At 59.8% G+C, this 20,354-nt stretch carries 20 protein-coding genes, 1 tRNA gene and 1 pseudogene; 13 read left to right on the top strand and 9 right to left on the bottom strand.

The window, feature by feature from the left end:
* Positions 1-219 precede the first annotated feature (219 nt).
* From GRAN_RS11510 to GRAN_RS11495, 4 genes are all read left to right on the top strand, one after another.
* A complete protein-coding gene (locus GRAN_RS11510) occupies positions 220-1,203 on the top strand; it encodes an aldo/keto reductase (RefSeq protein WP_128913200.1) in 984 nt (327 codons plus the stop codon).
* 516 nt (positions 1,204-1,719) lie between these two features.
* On the top strand, positions 1,720-3,198 hold the full coding sequence (gene hpnJ / locus GRAN_RS11505) for a hopanoid biosynthesis associated radical SAM protein HpnJ (RefSeq protein ID WP_128913199.1): 1,479 nt from the start codon (positions 1,720-1,722) through the stop codon (positions 3,196-3,198).
* Positions 3,199-3,345: 147 nt separating this feature from the next.
* Complete coding sequence (locus GRAN_RS11500) at positions 3,346-3,759, top strand: EamA family transporter (RefSeq protein WP_128913198.1); 414 nt, start codon at positions 3,346-3,348, stop codon at positions 3,757-3,759.
* Positions 3,759-4,148 (top strand): EamA family transporter, encoded by a 390-nt coding sequence (locus tag GRAN_RS11495; RefSeq protein WP_128913197.1) that lies wholly within the window; start codon positions 3,759-3,761, stop codon positions 4,146-4,148. The genes GRAN_RS11500 and GRAN_RS11495 overlap by 1 nt, the downstream gene beginning before the upstream one ends.
* Here the strand turns inward: GRAN_RS11495 and hpnE are convergent.
* From hpnE to GRAN_RS11475, 4 genes are read right to left on the bottom strand one after another with little or no spacing between them, the layout of a single operon-like run.
* On the bottom strand, positions 4,145-5,536 hold the full coding sequence (gene hpnE / locus GRAN_RS11490; protein WP_241654518.1) for a hydroxysqualene dehydroxylase HpnE: 1,392 nt from the start codon (positions 5,534-5,536) through the stop codon (positions 4,145-4,147). The genes GRAN_RS11495 and hpnE overlap by 4 nt on opposite strands.
* Entirely contained in the window at positions 5,533-6,474 is a 942-nt protein-coding gene (locus GRAN_RS11485; protein WP_128913195.1) for a phytoene/squalene synthase family protein, read from the bottom strand. The genes hpnE and GRAN_RS11485 overlap by 4 nt, the downstream gene beginning before the upstream one ends.
* A gap of 8 nt (positions 6,475-6,482) precedes the next feature.
* Positions 6,483-7,469 (bottom strand): squalene synthase HpnC, encoded by a 987-nt coding sequence (gene hpnC, locus GRAN_RS11480; protein ID WP_241654517.1) that lies wholly within the window; start codon positions 7,467-7,469, stop codon positions 6,483-6,485.
* Positions 7,466-8,521: an alcohol dehydrogenase catalytic domain-containing protein gene (locus tag GRAN_RS11475; RefSeq protein ID WP_128914146.1), complete on the bottom strand. Its 1,056-nt coding sequence runs from the start codon at positions 8,519-8,521 to the stop codon at positions 7,466-7,468. Before GRAN_RS11475 ends, hpnC begins: the two co-directional genes overlap by 4 nt.
* 128 nt (positions 8,522-8,649) lie before the next feature.
* Between GRAN_RS11475 and GRAN_RS11470 the strand changes: the two genes are divergently transcribed.
* Both GRAN_RS11470 and GRAN_RS11465 read left to right on the top strand, forming a co-directional pair.
* Complete coding sequence (locus GRAN_RS11470; protein ID WP_128913194.1) at positions 8,650-9,429, top strand: MlaE family ABC transporter permease; 780 nt, start codon at positions 8,650-8,652, stop codon at positions 9,427-9,429.
* A gap of 5 nt (positions 9,430-9,434) precedes the next feature.
* Positions 9,435-10,265: an ABC transporter ATP-binding protein gene (locus GRAN_RS11465; RefSeq protein WP_128913193.1), complete on the top strand. Its 831-nt coding sequence runs from the start codon at positions 9,435-9,437 to the stop codon at positions 10,263-10,265.
* Here the strand turns inward: GRAN_RS11465 and GRAN_RS11460 are convergent, their stop codons facing one another.
* The 3 genes from GRAN_RS11460 to GRAN_RS11450 all read right to left on the bottom strand — a co-directional run bounded on the left by GRAN_RS11460 (position 10,266) and on the right by GRAN_RS11450 (position 12,378).
* Complete coding sequence (locus GRAN_RS11460; protein ID WP_128913192.1) at positions 10,266-10,898, bottom strand: flavin reductase family protein; 633 nt, start codon at positions 10,896-10,898, stop codon at positions 10,266-10,268.
* 193 nt (positions 10,899-11,091) lie between these two features.
* Entirely contained in the window at positions 11,092-11,922 is an 831-nt protein-coding gene (locus tag GRAN_RS11455) for an alpha/beta hydrolase (RefSeq protein WP_128913191.1), read from the bottom strand.
* A gap of 57 nt (positions 11,923-11,979) precedes the next feature.
* Complete coding sequence (locus GRAN_RS11450; RefSeq protein ID WP_128913190.1) at positions 11,980-12,378, bottom strand: FtsB family cell division protein; 399 nt, start codon at positions 12,376-12,378, stop codon at positions 11,980-11,982.
* Between the two features lie 173 nt (positions 12,379-12,551).
* Between GRAN_RS11450 and GRAN_RS25490 the strand changes: the two genes are divergently transcribed.
* The 6 genes and pseudogenes from GRAN_RS25490 to GRAN_RS11425 all read left to right on the top strand — a co-directional run bounded on the left by GRAN_RS25490 (position 12,552) and on the right by GRAN_RS11425 (position 16,013).
* On the top strand, positions 12,552-12,716 hold the full coding sequence (locus GRAN_RS25490) for a hypothetical protein (protein ID WP_161570941.1): 165 nt from the start codon (positions 12,552-12,554) through the stop codon (positions 12,714-12,716).
* A gap of 43 nt (positions 12,717-12,759) precedes the next feature.
* Positions 12,760-13,353, top strand: a complete 594-nt coding sequence (locus GRAN_RS11445; RefSeq protein ID WP_128913189.1) for a biotin transporter BioY — start codon at positions 12,760-12,762, stop codon at positions 13,351-13,353.
* 90 nt (positions 13,354-13,443) lie between these two features.
* The gene (locus GRAN_RS11440; protein WP_128913188.1) at positions 13,444-14,298 is read left to right on the top strand and encodes a menaquinone biosynthesis family protein; all 855 of its coding nucleotides are present in this window, start codon (positions 13,444-13,446) and stop codon (positions 14,296-14,298) included.
* 117 nt (positions 14,299-14,415) lie between these two features.
* Positions 14,416-14,491: transfer RNA gene (locus GRAN_RS11435), tRNA-Lys, on the top strand.
* 85 nt (positions 14,492-14,576) lie between these two features.
* Positions 14,577-14,822: pseudogene (locus GRAN_RS27025) on the top strand (Arm DNA-binding domain-containing protein); the annotation flags it as partial.
* A 486-nt stretch (positions 14,823-15,308) separates the two neighbouring features.
* Positions 15,309-16,013 (top strand): hypothetical protein, encoded by a 705-nt coding sequence (locus GRAN_RS11425; protein WP_128913187.1) that lies wholly within the window; start codon positions 15,309-15,311, stop codon positions 16,011-16,013.
* 92 nt (positions 16,014-16,105) lie between these two features.
* Here GRAN_RS11425 and GRAN_RS11420 read toward each other — a convergent pair whose 3' ends face one another.
* Positions 16,106-16,831: an HAD-IA family hydrolase gene (locus GRAN_RS11420; RefSeq protein ID WP_128913186.1), complete on the bottom strand. Its 726-nt coding sequence runs from the start codon at positions 16,829-16,831 to the stop codon at positions 16,106-16,108.
* Between the two features lie 265 nt (positions 16,832-17,096).
* Between GRAN_RS11420 and GRAN_RS11415 the strand changes: the two genes are divergently transcribed.
* Positions 17,097-18,158 (top strand): LacI family DNA-binding transcriptional regulator, encoded by a 1,062-nt coding sequence (locus tag GRAN_RS11415; RefSeq protein ID WP_128913185.1) that lies wholly within the window; start codon positions 17,097-17,099, stop codon positions 18,156-18,158.
* 22 nt (positions 18,159-18,180) lie between these two features.
* Here the strand turns inward: GRAN_RS11415 and GRAN_RS11410 are convergent, their stop codons facing one another.
* Positions 18,181-20,325, bottom strand: coding sequence for a beta-galactosidase (locus GRAN_RS11410; protein WP_241654516.1), 2,145 nt, complete (start codon positions 20,323-20,325; stop codon positions 18,181-18,183).
* Positions 20,326-20,354: the final 29 nt, after the last annotated feature.

The raw sequence follows: 20,354 nt of genomic DNA, 5'->3' as shown, positions 1-20,354 counted from the left end.
CCCATTTCAAGACTATCCAAATTCTCCTCATCCCATCCTTCCAAACACGCCAATCCTCCCGCGAAACACGCCATAAGCCGATCCCGCGATTGGCGCATTTGGTATGTAGTTTGGCGCATCTCGCAGGGCAGCGGAGAACCCAAAGCATCACACTTGGTACTGTGAATGCCACTCACGGCACCCCGGCAAATCGGGCACACAGGCAAAACAGGAGGAACGATGCAGAAGCGAGAACTAGGAAAAAGCGGTCTGGAAGTCTCGGCACTTGGATTCGGATGCATGGGCTTGAGCTTCGGTTTTGGCCCCGCAACCGAGAAGACGGAAGCCATCAAGGTCATCCGCGCCGCCTACGAGGGCGGCGTCACCTTCTTCGATACCGCCGAGGCCTACGGTCCAGGCACCAACGAAGAGCTCGTCGGGGAAGCGCTGGCCCCGTTTCGCGACAAGGTCGTCATCGCGACCAAGTTCGGCTTCCAGAACGGTGTTCCCAGCCAGGGCGTCAACAGCGATCCCGCGAACATCAGGGCTGTCGCCGAGGCCTCCCTCAAGCGGCTGAACATCGACGTCATCGACCTCTTCTACCAGCACCGCGTCGACCCCAAGGTCCCCATCGTGGATGTCGCCGGAACAATGAAGGACCTCATCCAGGAAGGCAAGGTCAAGCACTTCGGCATGTCCGAAGCAGGTGCCGCCACCATCCGCCGCGCCCACGCCGTCCAGCCCGTCACCGCCCTCCAAAGCGAATACTCCCTCTGGTGGCGCGAACCCGAGCAGGAGATCCTGCCCACCCTCGAGGAACTCGGCATCGGCTTCGTCCCCTTCAGCCCTCTCGGCAAGGGCTTCCTCACCGGCGCAATCTCCGACAAGACCGAGTTCGACAAGACCGACTTCCGCAACATCGTCCCTCGCTTCTCCGCCGATGCCCGCAAGGCGAACCAATCCCTGGTGGACGCACTCGGAACGATCGCCGACCAGAAAGGAGCGACCAAGGCCCAGGTAGCCCTCGCCTGGCTTCTCGCCCAGAAGCCCTGGATCGTTCCCATCCCCGGAACGACCAAGCTCCATCGCCTCGAAGAGAACCTCGGCGGCGCACGAGTCGAGCTAAGCTCCGCCGATCTCGCGGCCATCCATGACGCAATCTCCGTAATCGACGTGCAGGGAGACCGCTACCCAGCCCAGATGCAGAGCATGGTCAACCGCTAGGACAATGACGACAACGTCGAAGAGAGTGGGCACGCCGGGTTGGCGTGCCCTTCGTTTTGCGCACACGCTCACAGAGAGGTGCAGATGTCATAGCTGCCGCGAACAAAGCCTGCGATCAACCGGTCAAAATCTTGTCAAGCCCCAAAACGACCTAACTCACTCATAACAAAGCGAAAAGTCGGTGTCCTTTTAGTTATGGTCGATCCTCTACAATGGATGTAGAGAAGAAAAACCAATCGAAGCTCCAACCGGAGAGCCTTCCCTGGAACCGCTAAGTGCAATCATTGCTAATATTTAGCCGCAACTCTTTTCTTTTGATATATTTACGCGCAACTCCATCCCGCATCACGCACAAAACAAAAGCTTTACGCCCCGGCTATGGGGAGGGGGGTGTACCCCTTGGCTGGACGAACAAATCAGGCATCAACTTCGTCAATCCGTAGCTTCAGATGGTTCATCCAACCCATGTATCTACCGGCGCAAGCCGTATTCAAATGGTAAAATCGGTGTATTACGATGCCTCTCAAAACGCTCTTTCTGAACCCGCCCTCCTTCGAGAACTTTGATGGTGGAGCCAGCTCCCGCTGGCCCGCTACACGCGAAATCGAGTCGTACTGGTATCCCGTCTGGCTCGCCTATCCCGCAGGAATGCTTGAAGGCTCGAAGCTCCTCGACGCGCCGCCACACCACGTCTCCGCCGCCGAGACCATCGAAATCGCGAAGGGCTACGAGTTCCTCGTACTCTTCACCTCGACCGTCGGCTGGCACGGCGACCACGGTCTTGCCGAAGCCATCAAGCGCGGCAACCCCACGATGAAGATCTGCTTTGTCGGACCCCCGGTGACCACTGACCCGGATCGCGCGCTCAACGAGTGCCCCGTCATCGACTTCGTCTGCCGCCGCGAGTTCGACTTCTCCGTCGTCGAGTATGCCAACGGAAAGCCGCTGAACGAGATCCTCGGCGTCAGCTACAAAGACGCCTCCGGCGTCATCCAGCACAACGCCGACCGTCCGCAGGTCGAAGACCTCGACGCGATGCCCTGGGCAACCAAGGTCTATGCACAGAACATGGACGTCACCAAGTACAACGTCCCGTTCCTCCTGCACCCCTTCATCTCGCTTTACTCCACTCGCGGCTGCCCTGCGCAGTGCACCTTCTGCCTCTGGCCCCAGACCCTCTCCGGCCACGCATGGCGCAAGCGCTCTACCGATGACGTCGCAGCCGAGATGGCATGGGCGAAGCAGAACTTCCCCCACGTCAAGGAGTTCTTCTTCGACGACGACACCTTCAACATCCAGAAGGCACGCACCGTCGAGCTCTGCGCGAAGCTCAAGCCGCTGAACATCACCTGGTCCTGCACCTCGCGCGTCACCACCGACCGCGAAACCCTCAAGGCCATGAAGGAAGCAGGCTGCCGCCTCCTCATCGTCGGCTTCGAGTCGGGCGACCCTCAGATCCTCAAGAACATCAAGAAGGGTGCCACCGTCGAGCGCGCGCGTGACTTCGTCAAGGATTGCCACGATCTCGGCCTCATCATCCACGCCGACTTCATCCTCGGCCTCCCTGGCGAGACGAAGGAATCGATCCGCAACACGATCGAGTTCGCCAAGCAGCTCGACTGCGAGACCATCCAGGTCTCCGTCGCGCACGCCTTCCCCGGAACCGAGTTCTACGACTACGCCGAGAAGAACGGCTTCATCACCAACGACGTCATGGCCGACACTGGCGGACACCAGATGGCGCACATCGAGTACCCCGGCGTGCCCGCTGAATACGTCATGGAGATGGTCCACCGCTTCTACGACGAATACTACTTCCGTCCCAAGGCCGCTGCCCGCGTCGTCTGGAAGGCCATCGTCAACCGCGATGTGCCCCGCCTGTACGTCGAGGCGAAGTCCTTCATGAAGCTTCGCGCCCAGCGCAACAAGGCTTCGCGCAAGGCCAAGGAAGAGAACGCGCTCAAGGCACAGGAATCCGTCAGCATGAATGCCTAACTCATGGCACCCGAAAGATAAGGTCAGCATCGAAAGATGCTGACCTTATCTTTTTCAACCAACAGAAATTAGCAGACAACGGTTCCCCCACCTTCGCGACAGCACCATCGTCGCTAAGGTGGGAGAACGCCACAGAGTTCCGAGACGATGAAACACAAACTCGCCCCATCACAATACGGAATACTTCTGGCCGTAGTCCTGACCGCCTCCTTCGGCGACGCCCTTCTCTCCCGAGGCATGGCCCAGGTCGGTCCAATGGATGTACATCATCTGAATGCCCTCATCCCGGCCCTCGCAAACCCGAACATCGTCGTAGGAATCTTCCTCTTGATCGGCTTTTTCGCCTCCTACATGACCGCCCTTTCCTGGGCCGATCTCACCTTCGTGATGCCCGCAACCGCATTCGGAAATGTCGTCATCGCGCTCATCAGCCGCTTCATGCTTCACGAGCACTTGTCTCTCTCACGTTGGTTCGGCATCCTTCTTCTCACCTCCGCCGTAGGGTTCGTGGCCAACAGTCCAGCCCGAACCGACCTCGGCGATTCCGGAGTCGCGCTCTGATGCATCACACCTCGCGCCTCGTCTCCTGGTCCTGCATCGCCGTCGTCGCGGCCCTCGCCATCGCCGGAGAAGTCCTCATCGCAGCCGCGATGCGCGAAGTCGGAGACTTAGACGTCATCCGCGCCAAGTCCGGTCTTCCCGGAGCAATCCGAGCCGTCCTCTCAACCCCGACCTTCCTCGTCGGAGCTGTTTGCATGGCCTTGAACTTCTTCGCCATGCTCTTCACCCTCTCGCTCGTCGACCTCTCGCTTGCAGCACCCGGAATCGGCTCTCTGAACTACGTCGGCAACGCCATCGCCGCCCGCCTCTTTCTCCGCGAGAACGTCGATCGCCGCCGCTGGATCGCCATCCTCTTCGTCGCGGCCGGAGTCTTCCTCCTCAGCCGCTAGAACAGCCTCATCAGCCCCTCGGCCCGAAGCTCAGGCACAAGATACTTGGTTCTATCCCCCGCCACCTCACCCGCAGCAAGACGCCCACTCCGGGCCGCCCCCTCCATCGTCGAAGGCCAATCTGTAGCCGTCCAGTCTCCAGCCAAAAAAAGTCCCGGAATTCCAGTTCTCTGCGACGGCCTGTATTGATCGAGTCCAGTCGTCACCGAGAATGTAGCGCGAGCCTCCTTCAAAATCCCACTCTTCACTAGCTTCGCTCGACCAGCCTCAGGAAAGAACCTCACCAACTCCGCCAGCGCAGGCTCCAGAATCTCCGCTCGCGTCATTGGCAACTCAGTCTTCGATCCAGCAATCACCAACTCCACATAACTCCCGCGATCCTTTGCATAGCCGCGAATCCGCGACTTATGAAAGAACCACTGGATCGTCGTATCGAGCAGCCACGCATGATCGAGATCCGTAATCTCACGGTCATACCAAAGCAGAATGGAGATAAACGGCGAGTGGACAAATCGTTCTATCTTCCCAAGCAGATCTGCTCTCTCATCGTCGTCAGCACCCTGCAAAGCCATTCCCCCCACAAGCCTCTGCGTCTGCTCGAACGGCAACGCAAGGATCACATCATCCGCGACGAAGCTTGTCTCGCCTGAAGTCAGCAGCCATCGTCCATCCGCCTGCTGTGTCATAGACTCCACGCTCGACCGGAGCTCGACCTTCCCGCCATTCGCCTCAACGAGCCTCGTTCCCGCTCCATAGAACTCGCTCAGCGGAACCGTAGGAATCCCAAGCTTTCCTCCGACTGATGTCTTGAGAAACAGCTCATAGAACACCTTTCCCGCATACTTCATCGAGCAGTTCGCAGCGCAATCGTTTAGTGTAGCCAGCACAATCGGCTCCCAGAAGTGCCTGATCGCACCGTCTGTCTGCCTCGTCCTGCGATACCACTGAAGCACGCTCTCGTCATCCACCTGCGGATAACCATGCGTGAACTCCATCAGCCCACGCGCGATCGCCAGCTTATCCGCAACACTCAGCATCGAAGCCTTGAGGAAGCTTCCCGCATAGTGCAGCGGCGCAGGCAATCCACTGAGCGCAATCGTGCTCGCTCGTCCGCCAGGCTCCAGAAACGTCTGCCGATCGTACCAGCGAACCTTCCCCGCAAGTCCAGCATCCTCGCAGAACGCCAGCAAGTTCGTGCAGCAGCCAAGCAGCACATGCTGCGAATCGACAACCTCCTCCAGCGCAGGATGCGCATACGAGTAAGCTCTCCCACCAACGTAAGGCCGGCGTTCCAACACCGTTACATCCGCCCCGTCCTTCGCCAGTACACTCGCCGCACTCAGCCCCGCAACGCCAGCCCCAACAACGACGACCTTCCGCCCACTCACGCGGTCACCCGGAACCAAACTGCCATTGCCGTTCCCTGGACCAGGATCGTGAGCTTCCGCAGCGTCGAAACCCGCGTTCGTTCCGTAACCGAGTACCCATTCGCCGTAATCTTCTCAAGCAGCTCCCGGTAGATCGTCACCATCACCCAAAGCGCCGCACGGCCGTCCCGATCGATCATAGGCAGAAGCCGATCAGCCGAGCCATAGTAAGCTCGCGCCCGATCCGCCTCGAGCTCCATCAAAGGCCCGACGCACGCAGGCTTCCCGCGTCCCATCACCGAGGTCAAGATACTCCCAAGACCGACCTGCGCACGGCGCATGTCCTCAAGCGGCAGATACACGCGCCCGCGTTCCGCATCTTCCTTCACGTCACGAAGGATATTCGTAAGTTGGAACGCGACTCCGGTCTCTTCGGCCAGCTTCTCCGCACGAGCATCGCTGTACCCGAAGACCTTGATGCAGACCAGGCCAACGACCGACGCGACCAGGTAGCAATAGCGATACAGCTTATCGAAGTCTTCGTATACCTGAAAGCTCTTAGGCCCTGACGCGCCAAGACTCGCGTCCTCCAAAACCGTCGTTCCAGCCTGAGTCTCCTCGAGATCCATGCACGTTCCCCGGACAAGATCCTCCAGCAGTTCATCGGAGATAGCGAACCGCTTCTGTGCATCGGACACAGCCAGAAACACCGGATCGTTCGTGGGCCCACCCACTCGTGCCGCACGCCAGTCTTCGAGCCAGCCAGCCATGGCCGCTCTCCTCGCTTCGAGGCTCATCGACTCGTCATCGGACAAGTCATCAGCCTTGCGCATGAACGCATACACCGCGCACATGGCATCGCTCTTATGCTTCGGAAGCACACGGAACGCGTAGTAGAAGTTCTTCGCTTCACGACGGGCGATCACACGACATGCCGCGTACGCTTCGTCCACGGTCAACTCAGAGCTCAACGCCTGCGTCCCCCGCCGAGCGAAGCACGCATCTTCCCACCCAACGCCCCCATGAGAAGTAAGACCTTCTTCGCCTTCGTCACGACCGGGCGTCCGCGAAGTACGTCGTATCCCTGCGCCTCGATACCATCGAGGATCGCCTCTCCGCCGTTGGTGAAGAGATTGAGCGACACAGCCAACTCACGATCAACGAGGCCATTCAACACGCTGCCTTCGCGCAGCATCGCACGCGTCTCTCCGACAAGGCTCTCCATCATCAGCCGGAACTCCGGAGTAAACACGCGCCCCAGGATCTGCCCCTCGTCGACTCCGCAACGCTCCATAACAACGGCAGGCAGATAACGTCTTCCCCGCTCCGCGTCTTCCACGACATCCTGCCAGAAGTTTGCAAGCTGCAATGCTGTGCACACCTTATCCGACAGCAGGCCAAGCGGCTCTTCGCGATACCCGCAGACCATCAGCACGAGCCGTCCTACTGGATTCGCTGAGTACCTGGAGTATTCAATCAACTCACCCATCGTCGCGTACTCGGTCTTTATCTGATCCATCTGGAACGCTATCAGGAGATCGAGGAAGAGCTGACGTGGAAGATCGCACGCCACAATCGTCTCGCGTAGGGCAACGAAGACGGGATGACGCGACCGCTCTGGAGCGTCGTAGCACTCATCCAGCATGTCTCCAAAGGCAGCCAGAAGCCGCGAAGCCACACGGACATCCGAAACCTCGTCCCCCAGGTCGTCGGCGACACGGCAGTACGCATAGATGCTCTCGAAGTGTGGCCGCACCGCGCGCGGGAGAAAGAACGTCGCCACGTGAAAGTTCTCGTAGTGCGACCCCGCGAGTTGCTTGCACCACGCCTGCGCCTCGGCAAGCGTAGGTCGCTCTTCAGGAGTGCGATAAGCTTCTGGCCCGTCATGCAACGGGTCAACCCAACTCGCGCCGTGGTCCAGCGCCCTCGCAGACATCTGCACCGTCTCGCTCATACCAGTCTCCCGCCAGGGAAGACCGCCGTCTTGATATCGCGGACGCTGCCACTCCGTACCATCATGCGCGGAAACACCTTTGAAATCTCCTCGAGGCCAACCCGCCCGGTGATGTACTCCGCACACTTGAACCGCCCGCTCGTCACGAGATCAAACGCGGTCCGGCAAGTCGCAGGCGTATGGTGAAAACTCGCCTTCAGCGTGATGTCGCCGTAGTGAAGCCGATTGGTATCCAACTGGACCTTGGTTCCCGACGGTGGCCCGCCGAAGAAGTTCACGACACCGCCTTTGCGGACCATATCGACGGCCCACTCCCACGTCTCGGGCACCGCGACGGCCTCGATCACAACATCAGCTCCACGCGCCGAGGGCGTAAGCGTACGAGCGGCAAGAACGATATCTCCCACCTGATCCAACCGCAGGACGTCGCGAGCGCCAAAGATCCTCGCCACCTCCACCTGGTCCGCCCGCTTAACCACCGCGATCACGGACACGCCGGCAAGCTCCGCGACGTGCATCAGCATCAGCCCAAGAGGCCCGGCTCCGATCACGATCATTGTGTCGCCCGCCTTGGCCCCGCTCTCCTCGAACCCACGCACCGCACAGGCAAGCGGCTCGGTCAGCGCGGCATGTTCGAACGGGATGCAATCTGGGATCAGGAGCGTGTTCTTCTCGACGATTCGCGCCGGAACGCGGAGGTACTCGGCATAGGCTCCATTGTTGAAGAGCAGGTCTTCGCAGAGGTTCTGTTGTCCGTGCCGGCAGAAGAAGCACACGTCGCAGGGCGCGGAGTTCAACGGTACCACGCGATCCCCGACGTGGAACTTCGAAACCGTATCGCCGACCTCAACCACCGTCCCTGCCACTTCATGCCCGAACAACATGGGAGGTTTGCCCATCGCGGCGTGATAACCCCGCCGATAGACCTTCAGGTCCGTCCCGCAGGTGAGGGCCGCGCCCACCTGGACAATGATCTCGCCCTTGCAAGCTTCCGGAATCGCAACCTGCTCCAGCCGCAGATCTTCCTTCCCGTACAGAACCGCCGCTGTCATCTCCGCCGTCACCTTTCTATCTTCTCACCTCCCGGCGTTCTCCTTGCACAACGCGGTTCTAAGCTGGCCCGGGATTTTTGCAGTCCGTCGCCAACTGCCTGCATCTGATAGTCTGAGCCACATAACTGATGCCATTCGTGTCCCCAGAGGTCTTCGTCAAAGAGAGAGTTGGCGCCATCCAGGACTATTCCATTCTGGCTGGACGGTCGTTCGCGAACCTCTTCTCCGCGCCCCGCTACTGGGCCGACATCTTCACCCAGATGGATTCGATCGGCTTTGGGTCCCTGCCGATCGTCGTGCTCACGGGGTTTTTTACCGGCTGCGTACTCGCCCTGCAATCCGCGACATCGCTTGAGGCCTTCGGTGCCGTCAGCATGACCGGCAACCTCGTCGCCCTTTCGATGGTCAAGGAACTCGGTCCCGTGCTCACCGGGCTCATGGTCTCGGGCCGCAACGCCTCCGGGATGGCCTCCGAACTCGGCTCCATGAAGGTCACCGAGCAGATCGACGCCATGCGTGCTCTCGGCACCGACCCGGTCCGCAAACTCGTCACCCCGCGGGTCGTCGCCACGGTCTTCATGCTCTTCTTCCTGACGATTCTCTCAGACGCGGTCGGCGTCGCAGGCGGGGCCCTGGTGAGCGTCTTCCTGCTTGGCCTGAACGCCAGTTCCTACTTCCACAACTCCTACCGCGCGCTTGTCTACGCCGACGTAACCCAGGGCCTCACCAAACCGCTCTTCTTCGGTTTCATCATTTCGAGCGTCGGGTGCTACTTCGGAATGAACACCAAGGGAGGCACCCAAGGCGTAGGCCGCGCCACGACCCAGGCTGTCGTCTTCTCCTCGGTCTTCATCATCATCGTGGACTTTCTGATCAGCCGAACCATGATCGGGATCTTCGGGAGGTAAGCGGAATGGCCGACCCCCAGACTCCGCCTGATACGGCGAATATTCCTTCCGGTCCCGTAGTCGTCTTCGACAACGTCTCGATTCGCTTCGACGTCAAGCCCGTGCTCGAGAATATCTCCTTCCAGGTCGAGCGAGGGCAGCAACTCATCATCCTCGGACCAGCGGGAACGGGCAAATCCGTCCTCCTCAAGCTCGTCGATGGGCTGCTCGAGCCCGATTCTGGGACCATCACCGTCTTCGGCGAGAACATCACCCGGATGCGCGAGACCGACCGCTTCAAGCTGCGGAACCGCATCGGAATGGTCTTCCAGGAGTCCGCTCTCTTCGATTCGCTGACCGTCGAAGACAATGTCGCCTATCGCTTGAACGAAGAGCGCGTACCGCGCGATGAGTCCCACAGGAGAGTGGAGGAGGTGCTCAACTTCGTGGCCCTTCCGACCGCTATCTCGAAGTTCCCCTCGGAGCTTTCGGGAGGAATGCGCCGCCGCGTCTCCATCGCCCGCGCGATTATCACCAAGCCGGACCTGATTCTCTACGACTCGCCGACCGGCGGTCTGGACCCGATCACCTCGACCACGATCGTAGAACTAGTCGTCAAACAGCGGGACGTCTCGCACACGACATCCCTGCTCATCACGCACCGGCTACAAGATGCCTTCACTTTGGCCACGCACCGCTTTAACGTCGAGGCGGACAAGATGGAGCCTATTCCGAACGGCGGCATCGAGGACAGCACCAAGTTCCTCGTGCTGAACGAGGGCAAGATAGTCTTTGAGGGAAGCACAGAGGAACTGGTCCATTCGGAAGATCCCTGGCTCAAGCAGTACCTTTCCTAGCTACCGCTTGCCCTTCAGCCACTCCGAATACGGAATCCTGGGCTCCTGCACAAAGGCTCCATTCGTCTTTACGTATGATCCAAGGCCATTCATCCGGCCGATCGCGTGAAGCTCTTCGGCGAGGACGTAGGGGCCGTCCGGGTTGACGAAGCGGTCCTCGATATACATCGCCACGACCTGGCCGAGGATGATGTGTGAGCGACCCACCGCAAGGGTGGTGAACTCGCGGCACTCGAGGGCGGCGTGCGCCTGAGCAATGCGCGGCACCTTCACGATCGTCGAAGGGGCCGTCGTCAGGCCCGCCATCTCCAGCTCGTTCACCCCAGGCGGAAAATCCGTCGCACAGATGTTCATCTCATGCAGAAGATCCTCGGTCACAACATTCACGACGAACTCGCCTGTCCGCCGGATGTTGCGGGCCGTGTCCTTGGGCACAAACTCACCCTTCTCCATCACTCCCATGCCGATGATCGGCGGGTCGGTGCAGAGATAGTTATAGGCGCTGAATGGAGCGGCATTCAGGGCGCCATCCTCGTCCATACTGGTGACCCATGCAATCGGGCGGGGGGCGACGAGGCCAATCAGCAGATTATATTTTTCGCGTGCGGTCGCCTTTTCAATATCGATGTGCATCAGCGCGTCTCCGGCGTGTCTTTGGCGAGTTGGGTATCCCACCTCGCCAAAGAGTCCTAAAGTCTTCAAACTAAAAAGGATAAGCGGGGACTTCGTGCCAAGTCCCGCACAAGGAAAAGCCCGGCTCGGGGCCGGGCTCAGTGACTCTAGCCCCTTCAGTGTATCCCGATTGTCAAGAAGAGCGACTCTGCGCTCACGAGCCACATGCCATCTTCACCGCGTTCCGCACGAATGACCACGCCTCGCTCAGCGGGTCGACGACGTCAAAATGGTCGGCACCCTGAACGATCGTAACGGTCACCGGATCCCCCTGCCGTCGCGCCTGCTCTGCCCAGCGCCCGGGAAGAGTCGGAGGAATCTGCCCGTCTTCGCTTCCCTGGATCAGAGTCTGCGGGATGTTGAACGGAAGCAGATCACCCGGATTTCCAGCCTTGTACCTGTCCGGCACCTGATCGGGCGATCCGCCTATGAGCCGGTAAACCTCCTGCTTATCGTGGGCAAAGGTAAAGTATCCCGCAAGATCTGCTGTTAGCCGAAGATCCGCCGCAGCGGCCAGCCCGATCACGGCACGTGGCATCACGCGCGGCGGCGGCTGCGCAAGAGGGCTGTCATGAGGGACATGGTGGCGTCCCGCCAGCCAGAAAGCGAGGTGTCCCCCGGCCGAGTGCCCAGTAGCAACAACCCTTTGGAGGTCGATGGGATAGCTCTTCGCGAGAGTCGCGATGTAGTCAAATCCGGCGGCGACATCCTGAAACGTCGTAGGCCACCCCCCACCGGTGTACCCGACACGACGGTATTCGATCGACCAGACCGGGAATCCGTCCGCCTTCAACGCGGCGCAAAGGTGACCGCCGTATGCCAGATCGAACTCTGATCGCCACCAGCCACCGTGGATGAAGACAACGAGCGGTAATGTGCCGTGAATCGCCCCGGCCGGAATCCAGAGATCCCCGAACTGCAGCTCGCCCGCCCCATAGTGAATGCGATGATCCGCTGTTGGCGGAGTCCTGTCCAGCACGCTCATACTTGGAAGACGCGTCCGGTCACCCGGCGGATGCTTTCGAGAACGCCGCGCGCGTAATTACTGATTGGAGGCGGAACCGGTCCCCTGCTTCTCCGCGGGCGGCGGAGACGGAAGGGTGAAAATGACCTCACCGGGGCGGGTGTAATGAAGTTCTTCCCGCGCCTGGTGCTCGATCGCGTTCGGATCGCTCTGTAGCCGCTCCGTGTGATCCTTGAGCCCGTCGTTCTCACGGCGAAGTGCCTGAAGTTGATTCTCGAGCGAGATGGCCTCATCGCGCTTCTGCTTGTAGACGATCAGTCCGTTATGCCCAAAAACAACATGGTACCCGAGCCCGATCGCGAGCACAGCCGCAGTCACCGTAGCGACCTTGCGACGGCCAGTGTAGACCTTGAGCGCCCCGTGCTTCAGTGACTGGGCGAAGCGTCCGCGGGCCCACGAACTGTCTGTGCTGCTCATGCTCCAAGTACATCGTTGCGTGGTAGACGCGTCAAGAAAAATCGCCTGACTTCGCGAGAGGAACCAAGCTTCTACCGGCCCAAAAGTCGTACGTCCCGGATTGATCCGGCTTCAAGAAAGGACCGCCTCAGCGATTCGGGTGCACGAACTCCCGGCAGTTGATATCCTGTCTCTTGCCGATGGGTATTCTCTTCGCCATCTCGATCTTTTCCTTCCTCGCACTTCTCTGGGCTGCCTTTTCGATAGCCCGCCACGTACGCAAGAGCCATCGCCCGGAACAGGCAGAGTCTTCCGCCCTCGGCAGCCCGACCGGCAATGCGACCCCGAAGCACCTCTAGCCGCCGCACCGCGCCGCGCATCGATCTTTTGAAAGGATCTCTCATGCAGTCGACTCTTCCCACGACCCTCACCGCGGCACCCACCGCGGCGTTCCAGGACACCCTCGCAGGCAAAGCGGCGCTGGTCGTCGCGGCGACCGGGTTCCTCGCGATCTGTGCCCATGTCTCCATTCCTCTGTTCTTCACGCCCGTCCCTCTTTCGCTGATCACCTTTGGCGTCCTTCTCGTTGGCCTGACCCTCGGACCGGTCGCAGGATTTTCCGCCATGGTTCTCTACCTTGCGGAAGGCGCGGCAGGCATGCCGGTCTTCAGCCCCCAGGGTCCCGGCGGACTCGCACAGCTTCTCGGGCCGACGGCCGGATACCTCTTCTCCTACCCCCTGGCGGCGGCGACGGCCGGCGCTCTCGTTCGGACAGCCGGATCGCAGCGCGTTCGATTCGCCTCGGCCTGCTTCGCCGGCGCGGTCGCCAGCCTCTTCTTCTTCGTCATGGGAGCCACCTGGCTCGCGCATTTCCTCCACCTCACCCCTACCGCGACGATGTACTCAGCGGTACTTCCGTTCCTGCCTGGCGAAGTGATCAAAGTAGCTGCCGCGGCGGGAATCGTCTCAGCCGTCCGCCTGCCAAGGCGCTCGTAGCTCCTATAAACAACAGACCGATACGGCGCTTGCACCTTTTCTCCGCAGGTTACCCCTCGTCTTCACGATTTCCGAAGGACCCTTTTCACCATGACTACCGCAAGTACCTCCGTTCACGAGATCAGCATTGCTCACAGCCCCGACTCCGATGACGCCTTCATGTTTTACGGACTCGCCACCAACAAGATTCGCGTTCCCGGCTACAAGTTCACTCATGTGCTCACCGACATCGAAACCCTCAACCATAAGGCCATCAACGAGGCCTTCTACGATGTCACCGCTATTTCCTTCCACGCGTATCCCTACTTGCAGGACAACTACACGCTGATGTCCTGCGGCGGAAGTGTCGGCGAGACCTACGGCCCGATGATCGTCGCCACGCGGCGCTTCACCCTCGAAGATGTCAAGAAGACACGCATCGCCGTTCCCGGAACCCTGACCACCGCCTACCTCGCGCTGAAGCTTTATTACCCGGAGTTCGAGACGGTTGTCGTCCCGTTCGACAAGATCATCCCAGCGGTTGTTTCGGGCGAGTTCGATGCCGGCCTCATCATCCACGAGGGCCAGCTCACCTACGCTAACGACGGCCTTGTAAAGCTCCTGGACCTCGGCGTGTGGTGGCGTGAGCAGACCGGCCTTCCCCTTCCGCTCGGCGGCAATGCCATCCGGCGCTCTCTGGGCAAGGAGGCGCTGGAGATCACGACGAACGCTCTCCGCGACAGCATCCAGCACGCACTCGACAATCGCGACCAGGCACTCGAATACGCGATGCAGTTCGCTCGCGAACTCGATACGGCAACCGCGAACCGGTTTGTCGGCATGTATGTGAACGAGCGCACGTTGAACTATGGCGATGACGGCCGCGAAGCGATCCGCAAGCTACTTGATATGGGCTACGACCGCGGCATCATCCCGCATCGCGCTCACGTCGATTTTGTAGGCTAAACCGACCTAATCATAGGGCCGGCGGGGGTTTCCCTCGATGGCCCTGTGGTAGACTTATCTTCAGTGGCAAAGGCGTGTGGCGATCGTATGCCCGGCGCAAATCCCCCACACCAAAATGGACGCGTAGCTCAGTTGGTAGAGCATTCGACTCTTAATCGACTGGTCGTAGGTTCGATCCCTACCGCGTCCACCATTTCTTCATTCCGTGATGTCCCATAACGTCCGGGTACTCCGGAATTCCCCAATAAGACGCGGAGACTCTTTCGACGGCGGCGGCCTTTACCTGGAAGTTGCCCCCTGCTGGGGGCAAGTGGTGGCGACTGAAGTACCGGATCCCTGGTAAGGAAAAGCGCCTATCGTTAGGGGTCTATCCGGCTGTGGGGTTGAAGGAAGCCCGGAGTCGGCGGGACGATGCTCGCAAGCTGCTAGCAAACGGGTCAGACCCGAGCGCCAATCGGAAAGCCTCCAAGTCCGCAAAATCCGAACGGGCGCAGAACAGTTTCGAATTGGTCGCCCGAGAGTGATTTGTGCGGAACTCTCCAAATTGGGTTGGAGCCATGGGCGGATACGACGACTCCCCCTCGGTCCGTTGCGCACTACGCTTGGCACCCTTGCTCTTCGTGCGGCCTGGAGAGCTGCGGAAAGGCCAATGGAAAGACATCGATCTGGACGCGGCCGAGTGGCGCTACATTGTCACAAAGACGAAAACACCCCACTTCGCGGCGTCGTGCGTCTCCGCGCCCTCTTCGGCCTGCTGCCCGCGCTTTACGCCACGAATGTCCCGCCTCAAGACGGTCTTCGCCAGGGGACCGCTTCCTTCGGGAAGCCCACATCGATCCAGTCGTCGCTCTCCGTGCGGAATAAGGAAACCGTGGCGATTTGCCAGGCTTATTCGTCCGTATGGTCATCGCCCCAGGTCAGGCCCGGCGCAGGAAAACCCTTTACAAGACAATTTGATCTGTTAGTCTTCTGCCCGCATCGACACATCGAAATCGACAGCAGGCTAGATCATGCCAATCCTCAACTTAAGCGGCACCCCCGACGTCGCCGGCAACAGTGTCACCCCACAAGGGACCACGTCGGCGAAGCATCCTGAGCTGAATGGGACCGTTGTGTACGATGACGTCATTCCATTGGCAGAGACCTTTGATGAGCCGATCTTCGCCGAGTCGCTGAGCATCGACTATCCCGACCTCTCGGGAGGTCTTACCCTTTTTGGAGAGCTTCAGCGCAGAGTGGTCCAGTCCACAGAGACGGGCCTCTACTCTTTCTACTACCGGCTGACGAACGACTCGAATAGTGTGGCTACTGTCTTCACGGTCGTCCTCTACCCTCCCATGAGCGCGTATGTCGAGGTGGATTATCGTCTGGACGGGCTCGGTCAGGCGTCCCCGTCCTCAATCGACTCGGGCCTTCCCGAACCCTACAGCAGCTTCAATGGGCAGAATCCTGAGATAGAGTTTCAGACTGCAATTCGGCCAGGGGAGTCATCGAAGTTTTTCCTGGCGCTGCCATTTGCGAAGAAAAACTTCGACGGCAGCACAGACTTCAAGAGCTCAGGTGCAACAGGCTTCCTGAAGAGCGGAGGCAATATAGCCCTTGGGATCACGACTACTTTGCTTCCGATCGGATTTGTGTTTCCCGCTCCCACCGTCGTCCCTCTGCAGCATCGCACCGGCACTCGTCCTCCTCTGCATCCCGGCAGAGTCAGATGACTGCTGCCCGGACACCGGAACTAAATCCTGAGCCGCTCTTCGAATTGAAGAGGAAGAGAAATGGATGCCGATGAAACGGTGCGGAGCAGCCTCTAAGCGCTCTCGGTCTTGCTCTTCAGCACCGGAAATCTCAGCTTCAGAGCGTCCGTGTGGGTATTCACCGCAAGTCCGATCTGATCGATCGAAGCGACGATCCAATCCGCGCCCTGCAGTTCGTCCAGGCTGTGGGACGAAGCTACGGCGAGAACGCGGCATCCTGCCGTCTTGCCGGCACGAATCCCAGCGGGCGCATCCTCGATAACAAGGCATTCCTCAGGCCGTTGGCCGAGAAGCGCGGCTCCCATGAGGTATCCCTCTGGATGCGGCTTGCCCTTGCTGATCCTGTCCGCCCCCACCGTTTGCGCGGGAGGCGTAATGCCAACGGCCGAAAGGCGGCTGCGCATCGTCCTCTCGGACGCTGAGGTGACGATGGTCCAACGGCCCGGCGGTATCGAGGCGAGCAAGGCGCTTGCCCCTGGATATGCGACCACTCCGGACTGCTCTTCCGCGGAAGACGCCTCGAGTTGCGCGAGGTGCCTCGCAGTTTCTTCGGGGGTGAGGTTCGGGAGATATTCCAGAATGGTATCGACGGCTCGCCGCCCATGCGTCCCGCGCAGATCGAACGTATCGCTCAGACCATGATGTGACGCCCAGCGAGTCCAGCAACGCTCATCGCCGAGCGTTGAGCTTACGAGAACCCCGTCCATGTCAAACAGTACTCCCGCGACGGATATCTCGATTTCGATCCCGGATTTGGTCTCCGCCACACGCGAGTTCATAGAATGAGGGTATCAGGCCACCTTGCCTCGAAAGCGGCGGGACGAGCGCGCTTTCTTCTCGGATATGGTTGATGTTCCTCGGCACTTCACACACCTTGGAGCTGTTTTCGCAAAAAGTTCGGTGACGAAAGAAATTCCCGTCGCTATACTGACTGCTCGAAACAGCTCTCTGCCTTTCAGGTTGTCAAAGAATGTCAGGTCCGGTTTGGCTCCAGGGAACGAAGGGACGCTTCCGGACGAAGTCGATTGGGATGGAAGGTTCTTCATGAACATCAAAGCCGTCGCGAGCCGGGCGAATGTCTCCACCGCAACCGTCTCCCGCACGATCAACGGTTCCGCGAAGGTCAGCCCCGAGACAGCGGCCCGCGTTCACTTAGCGATTGGTGCTCTGAACTTCTTTCCAAATACCAACGCCCGTGCGCTCGGTTCGGGCCGAAGCAATCTCCTTGGGCTCATCATCTCCGAGATCACGAATCCGTTTTTCCCCGAACTGGTTAAGGCGTTCGAGGACATCGCCGTCGGCAGCGGCAAAGAGATCCTGATCGCCAACACGAATTACGATCCGGAACGAACCATGAAGTGCGTCACCCGCATGCTCGAACGCAAGGTCGACGGCGTGGCCATCATGACCTCCGAGATGGACGATCATCTGATCGAGTTCTTCCGGAAGAAGCACATTCCGGTCGTCTTCCTCGACACCGGCGAGCCTGCTCCGGGCATCAGCTGCGTCCATATCGATTACTCGGCGGGCGTCGAGATGGCCATGAGCCATCTGGTCAAACTCGGGCACAAACGGATCGCCTTCATCAGCGGGCCGCTCAGCCTCACATCCGCCCGGACGCGTTACCGGGCTTTTGCCGACAGCAGCGCCCGCGACCACCTGCAGGCGAACCCGGATCTGGTGCAGGAGGGCAATCATCGCCCGGACGGTGGCTACAAGGCGATGTGCCGGATACTCGACTCGAAGACCATGCCGACAGCTGTGCTGACCTCAAACGATCTCACCGCGATTGGCGCGCTCGGAGCCATCGCCGAGCGAGGGCTGCGCGTGCCGCAGGATATCTCCATCATCGGCTTTGACGATATCCAGCTCAGCGCCTACACCACCCCGGCGCTGACGACCGTCCGGCTCCCACATACCAGCATCGCGGAAGCAGCGATTCATTCGCTCCTCAAGACGCAGGGGGCGGCGGGACAGAAGCCTACAGCCGGGGAGCAGCACTTCATTAGCCCGACGTTCGTGGAGCGTAAATCGACAGGACCAGTACCTCAGGTCAAGAAACTCCGCAGCCCGAAGCTGAGTCGGCCGGTACCCCAGGTGTCTTAGCGAAACGCAGCCGCACCTGCCACTACTGCTCTTCGACAATGATCAGATCCCATGGAGCCAGATCGACCGTCGCGTTCGCCGCGATGGTCCTACCGGTCAGAAGATCCATGCCCGTCTTCCTCTTGTACGTCATGTGCTGGGTGTCGCTCGAGTAGTTGAGGAAGTAATGCAGAGTCTTGCCCATGCCGTTGATGCCGCTCTTCTCGCGTACAGGAGCGGGAAGCGGTTCGCTCTCATCCAGAAGATGAGCATCCGCAAGGGTATCGAGGACCACCTTCTCCTGCAGCTTGTCATCAAGAACAGTTCCCTCGTAGGTGAGTGAGCCAGACCCGAACTGGTTCCGCGTAATCGCCGGCCACTGACCAAAGAACGGGTGGCCATAGGTGGCGAGCGCCTTCGCATGCTCGAGCTTCAGGAACTCCGCCCAGTACATCACTTTGTTGTTATCGCCAACCTTGAAGGGGTCGTCTTTGAGCGCGAGCGGTTTCTCAAGGTTCGAAAACTCCTGGTAGCTGAACCCTGCCGCCTCACGGAGCGGTCCGGGCGCACGCACCCAGCGGACCGCCGAGTTCTCGTTGGCGAAGCCGCTCTTGAAGCTCATCAGGACGTGTCCTCCGCCTTTGACGTAGTCGGAGATCTTGGTGAGGAGAGCATCATCCGCGATGTAGAGCGGCGGAATCACGATCAACTTGTAGCGCGAAAAGTCGGCATCTTCCGGGAAGACGAAGTCGGTGCCCACGTTGGCGTTGTAGAGGGCGGTGTGCAGTTGGTGAAGCACTGTCGTGTAATCCGCCGCTGGCTTACCCATCTGCCATTGGGTGCCAGGAGCAAGCCCGAAAGGCATAAAGTCGATCGCGTTCGCGGAGTCAACGCTGTAGAGGATCGCCACGTCGTTCGTCTTCTTAAGATTGACGAGATGGGGTCCGATCTTCTTCAACTCATGAGCAGTCTTGGATACTTCCGCGTAGGCCCGGTTCGGTTCCAGATCGTGCGAGAGCACGCCCTTCCAGTAAGTCTCCTGGCCCGAGTGGATGGAAGCCCAGTGCCAGTATTCGACCATGTTGGCCCCGCTCGACATGTGGGTATAGACATCGAGCCGAAGCTGCCCGTCGTACGGTGGATACTGATACGAAGAAGTCCAGTCGGTCGTCTGCGCATTCGTCTCAGTCACGAGATAGTTGGAGTGTTTGAGCGATCGCGTATAGTCACCCTGCATCGCCTGATTCTGTCCGTCGAAGTGATCCTGAGAGCCGTGATACGGATTGACGGCATCGATGTCGACGACCTTGCTGACCTCGTGCTCGTTGACGTTCCGCCGCATCGCGCCGCCATAGTCCTGCGTAATGAACTGGTCGGGACGGCGGTACTCGCGCACAAGCTTCGCCTGCCAGCCGAGGTAGTCGGTCACGCGCATCTGCTCCCAGCGCGACCACTCCAGTTTGTACCCGGTGCTGATGGTTCCGTCGCGCGGCGGCATGTTCTCCCAGCCGTTCACGTCCTCGCCCCAGTAGTTCAGGAACCACGCCTTGTTAAGCGCATCCGTCGTACCAAACTTCTGCTTCAGGTGATCGACGAACCCGGTGAAGACGTCCTGGTTCGACGCCCCATACGAAGCCGTCTCATTATCGATCTGCCAGCCAATTACCGCCGGATTGTTCTTGTAATGCTCGACCATGTTGCGGATCACGCGCTGCGCATAGAAGCGGAACGTCGGGTTATCCGTGTCCATGTTCTGGCGCATACCGTAGAACGTCTGCGCGCCGCCGAGCGGTCGAGCCAGAACCTCCGGGTGCTCCCGATACATCCACGTCGGGATGGAATAGGTCGGCGTCCCCATGATGACCTTGATGCCGGCCTTCCCCATGGCATCGACGACGCGATCCATCCATGCATATTCGAAATGACCATCCTGAGGCTCCCACAGGCTCCAGGTCGACTCGCCCATGCGAACCACCGTGATGCCCGCATCCTTCATCAGCGCGATGTCTTTATCGAGCCGCTCGTAGGGCATGTACTCGTGGTAGTACGCCGCCCCGTAGAGTACGTCGTTCATGGATCCGGGTACCTGGGCCGCCGTACCTTGCTTCCCTGCCTGGGCATGGAGAAACGGAGCCGGAACGAACGAGAAAGAGGCAAGCAGAGGGAGTGCATTAAGAAAACGTTTCATCGTCAACCTGTCGTTCCTGGGATTGGGCC

The sequence above is a fragment of the Granulicella sibirica genome (assembly GCF_004115155.1).
GTDB classification, from domain to species: Bacteria; Acidobacteriota; Terriglobia; order Terriglobales; family Acidobacteriaceae; genus Edaphobacter; species Edaphobacter sibiricus.
The sequence above is the reverse complement of the archived record's forward strand: the minus strand, read 5'-3'. Positions and strand labels throughout refer to the sequence as shown.

Coding starts and splice junctions, on each gene's coding strand:
- GRAN_RS11510 (WP_128913200.1), top strand. CDS start 220: ATGCAGAAGCGAGAACTAGGAAAAAGCGGTCTGGAAGTCTCGGCACTT.
- hpnJ (WP_128913199.1), top strand. CDS start 1,720: ATGCCTCTCAAAACGCTCTTTCTGAACCCGCCCTCCTTCGAGAACTTT.
- GRAN_RS11500 (WP_128913198.1), top strand. CDS start 3,346: ATGAAACACAAACTCGCCCCATCACAATACGGAATACTTCTGGCCGTA.
- GRAN_RS11495 (WP_128913197.1), top strand. CDS start 3,759: ATGCATCACACCTCGCGCCTCGTCTCCTGGTCCTGCATCGCCGTCGTC.
- hpnC (WP_241654517.1), bottom strand. CDS start 7,469: ATGAGCGAGACGGTGCAGATGTCTGCGAGGGCGCTGGACCACGGCGCG.
- GRAN_RS11475 (WP_128914146.1), bottom strand. CDS start 8,521: ATGACAGCGGCGGTTCTGTACGGGAAGGAAGATCTGCGGCTGGAGCAG.
- GRAN_RS11470 (WP_128913194.1), top strand. CDS start 8,650: ATGCCATTCGTGTCCCCAGAGGTCTTCGTCAAAGAGAGAGTTGGCGCC.
- GRAN_RS11465 (WP_128913193.1), top strand. CDS start 9,435: ATGGCCGACCCCCAGACTCCGCCTGATACGGCGAATATTCCTTCCGGT.
- GRAN_RS11460 (WP_128913192.1), bottom strand. CDS start 10,898: ATGCACATCGATATTGAAAAGGCGACCGCACGCGAAAAATATAATCTG.
- GRAN_RS11455 (WP_128913191.1), bottom strand. CDS start 11,922: ATGAGCGTGCTGGACAGGACTCCGCCAACAGCGGATCATCGCATTCAC.
- GRAN_RS11450 (WP_128913190.1), bottom strand. CDS start 12,378: ATGAGCAGCACAGACAGTTCGTGGGCCCGCGGACGCTTCGCCCAGTCA.
- GRAN_RS11445 (WP_128913189.1), top strand. CDS start 12,760: ATGCAGTCGACTCTTCCCACGACCCTCACCGCGGCACCCACCGCGGCG.
- GRAN_RS11440 (WP_128913188.1), top strand. CDS start 13,444: ATGACTACCGCAAGTACCTCCGTTCACGAGATCAGCATTGCTCACAGC.
- GRAN_RS11425 (WP_128913187.1), top strand. CDS start 15,309: ATGCCAATCCTCAACTTAAGCGGCACCCCCGACGTCGCCGGCAACAGT.
- GRAN_RS11420 (WP_128913186.1), bottom strand. CDS start 16,831: ATGAACTCGCGTGTGGCGGAGACCAAATCCGGGATCGAAATCGAGATA.
- GRAN_RS11415 (WP_128913185.1), top strand. CDS start 17,097: ATGAACATCAAAGCCGTCGCGAGCCGGGCGAATGTCTCCACCGCAACC.
- GRAN_RS11410 (WP_241654516.1), bottom strand. CDS start 20,325: ATGAAACGTTTTCTTAATGCACTCCCTCTGCTTGCCTCTTTCTCGTTC.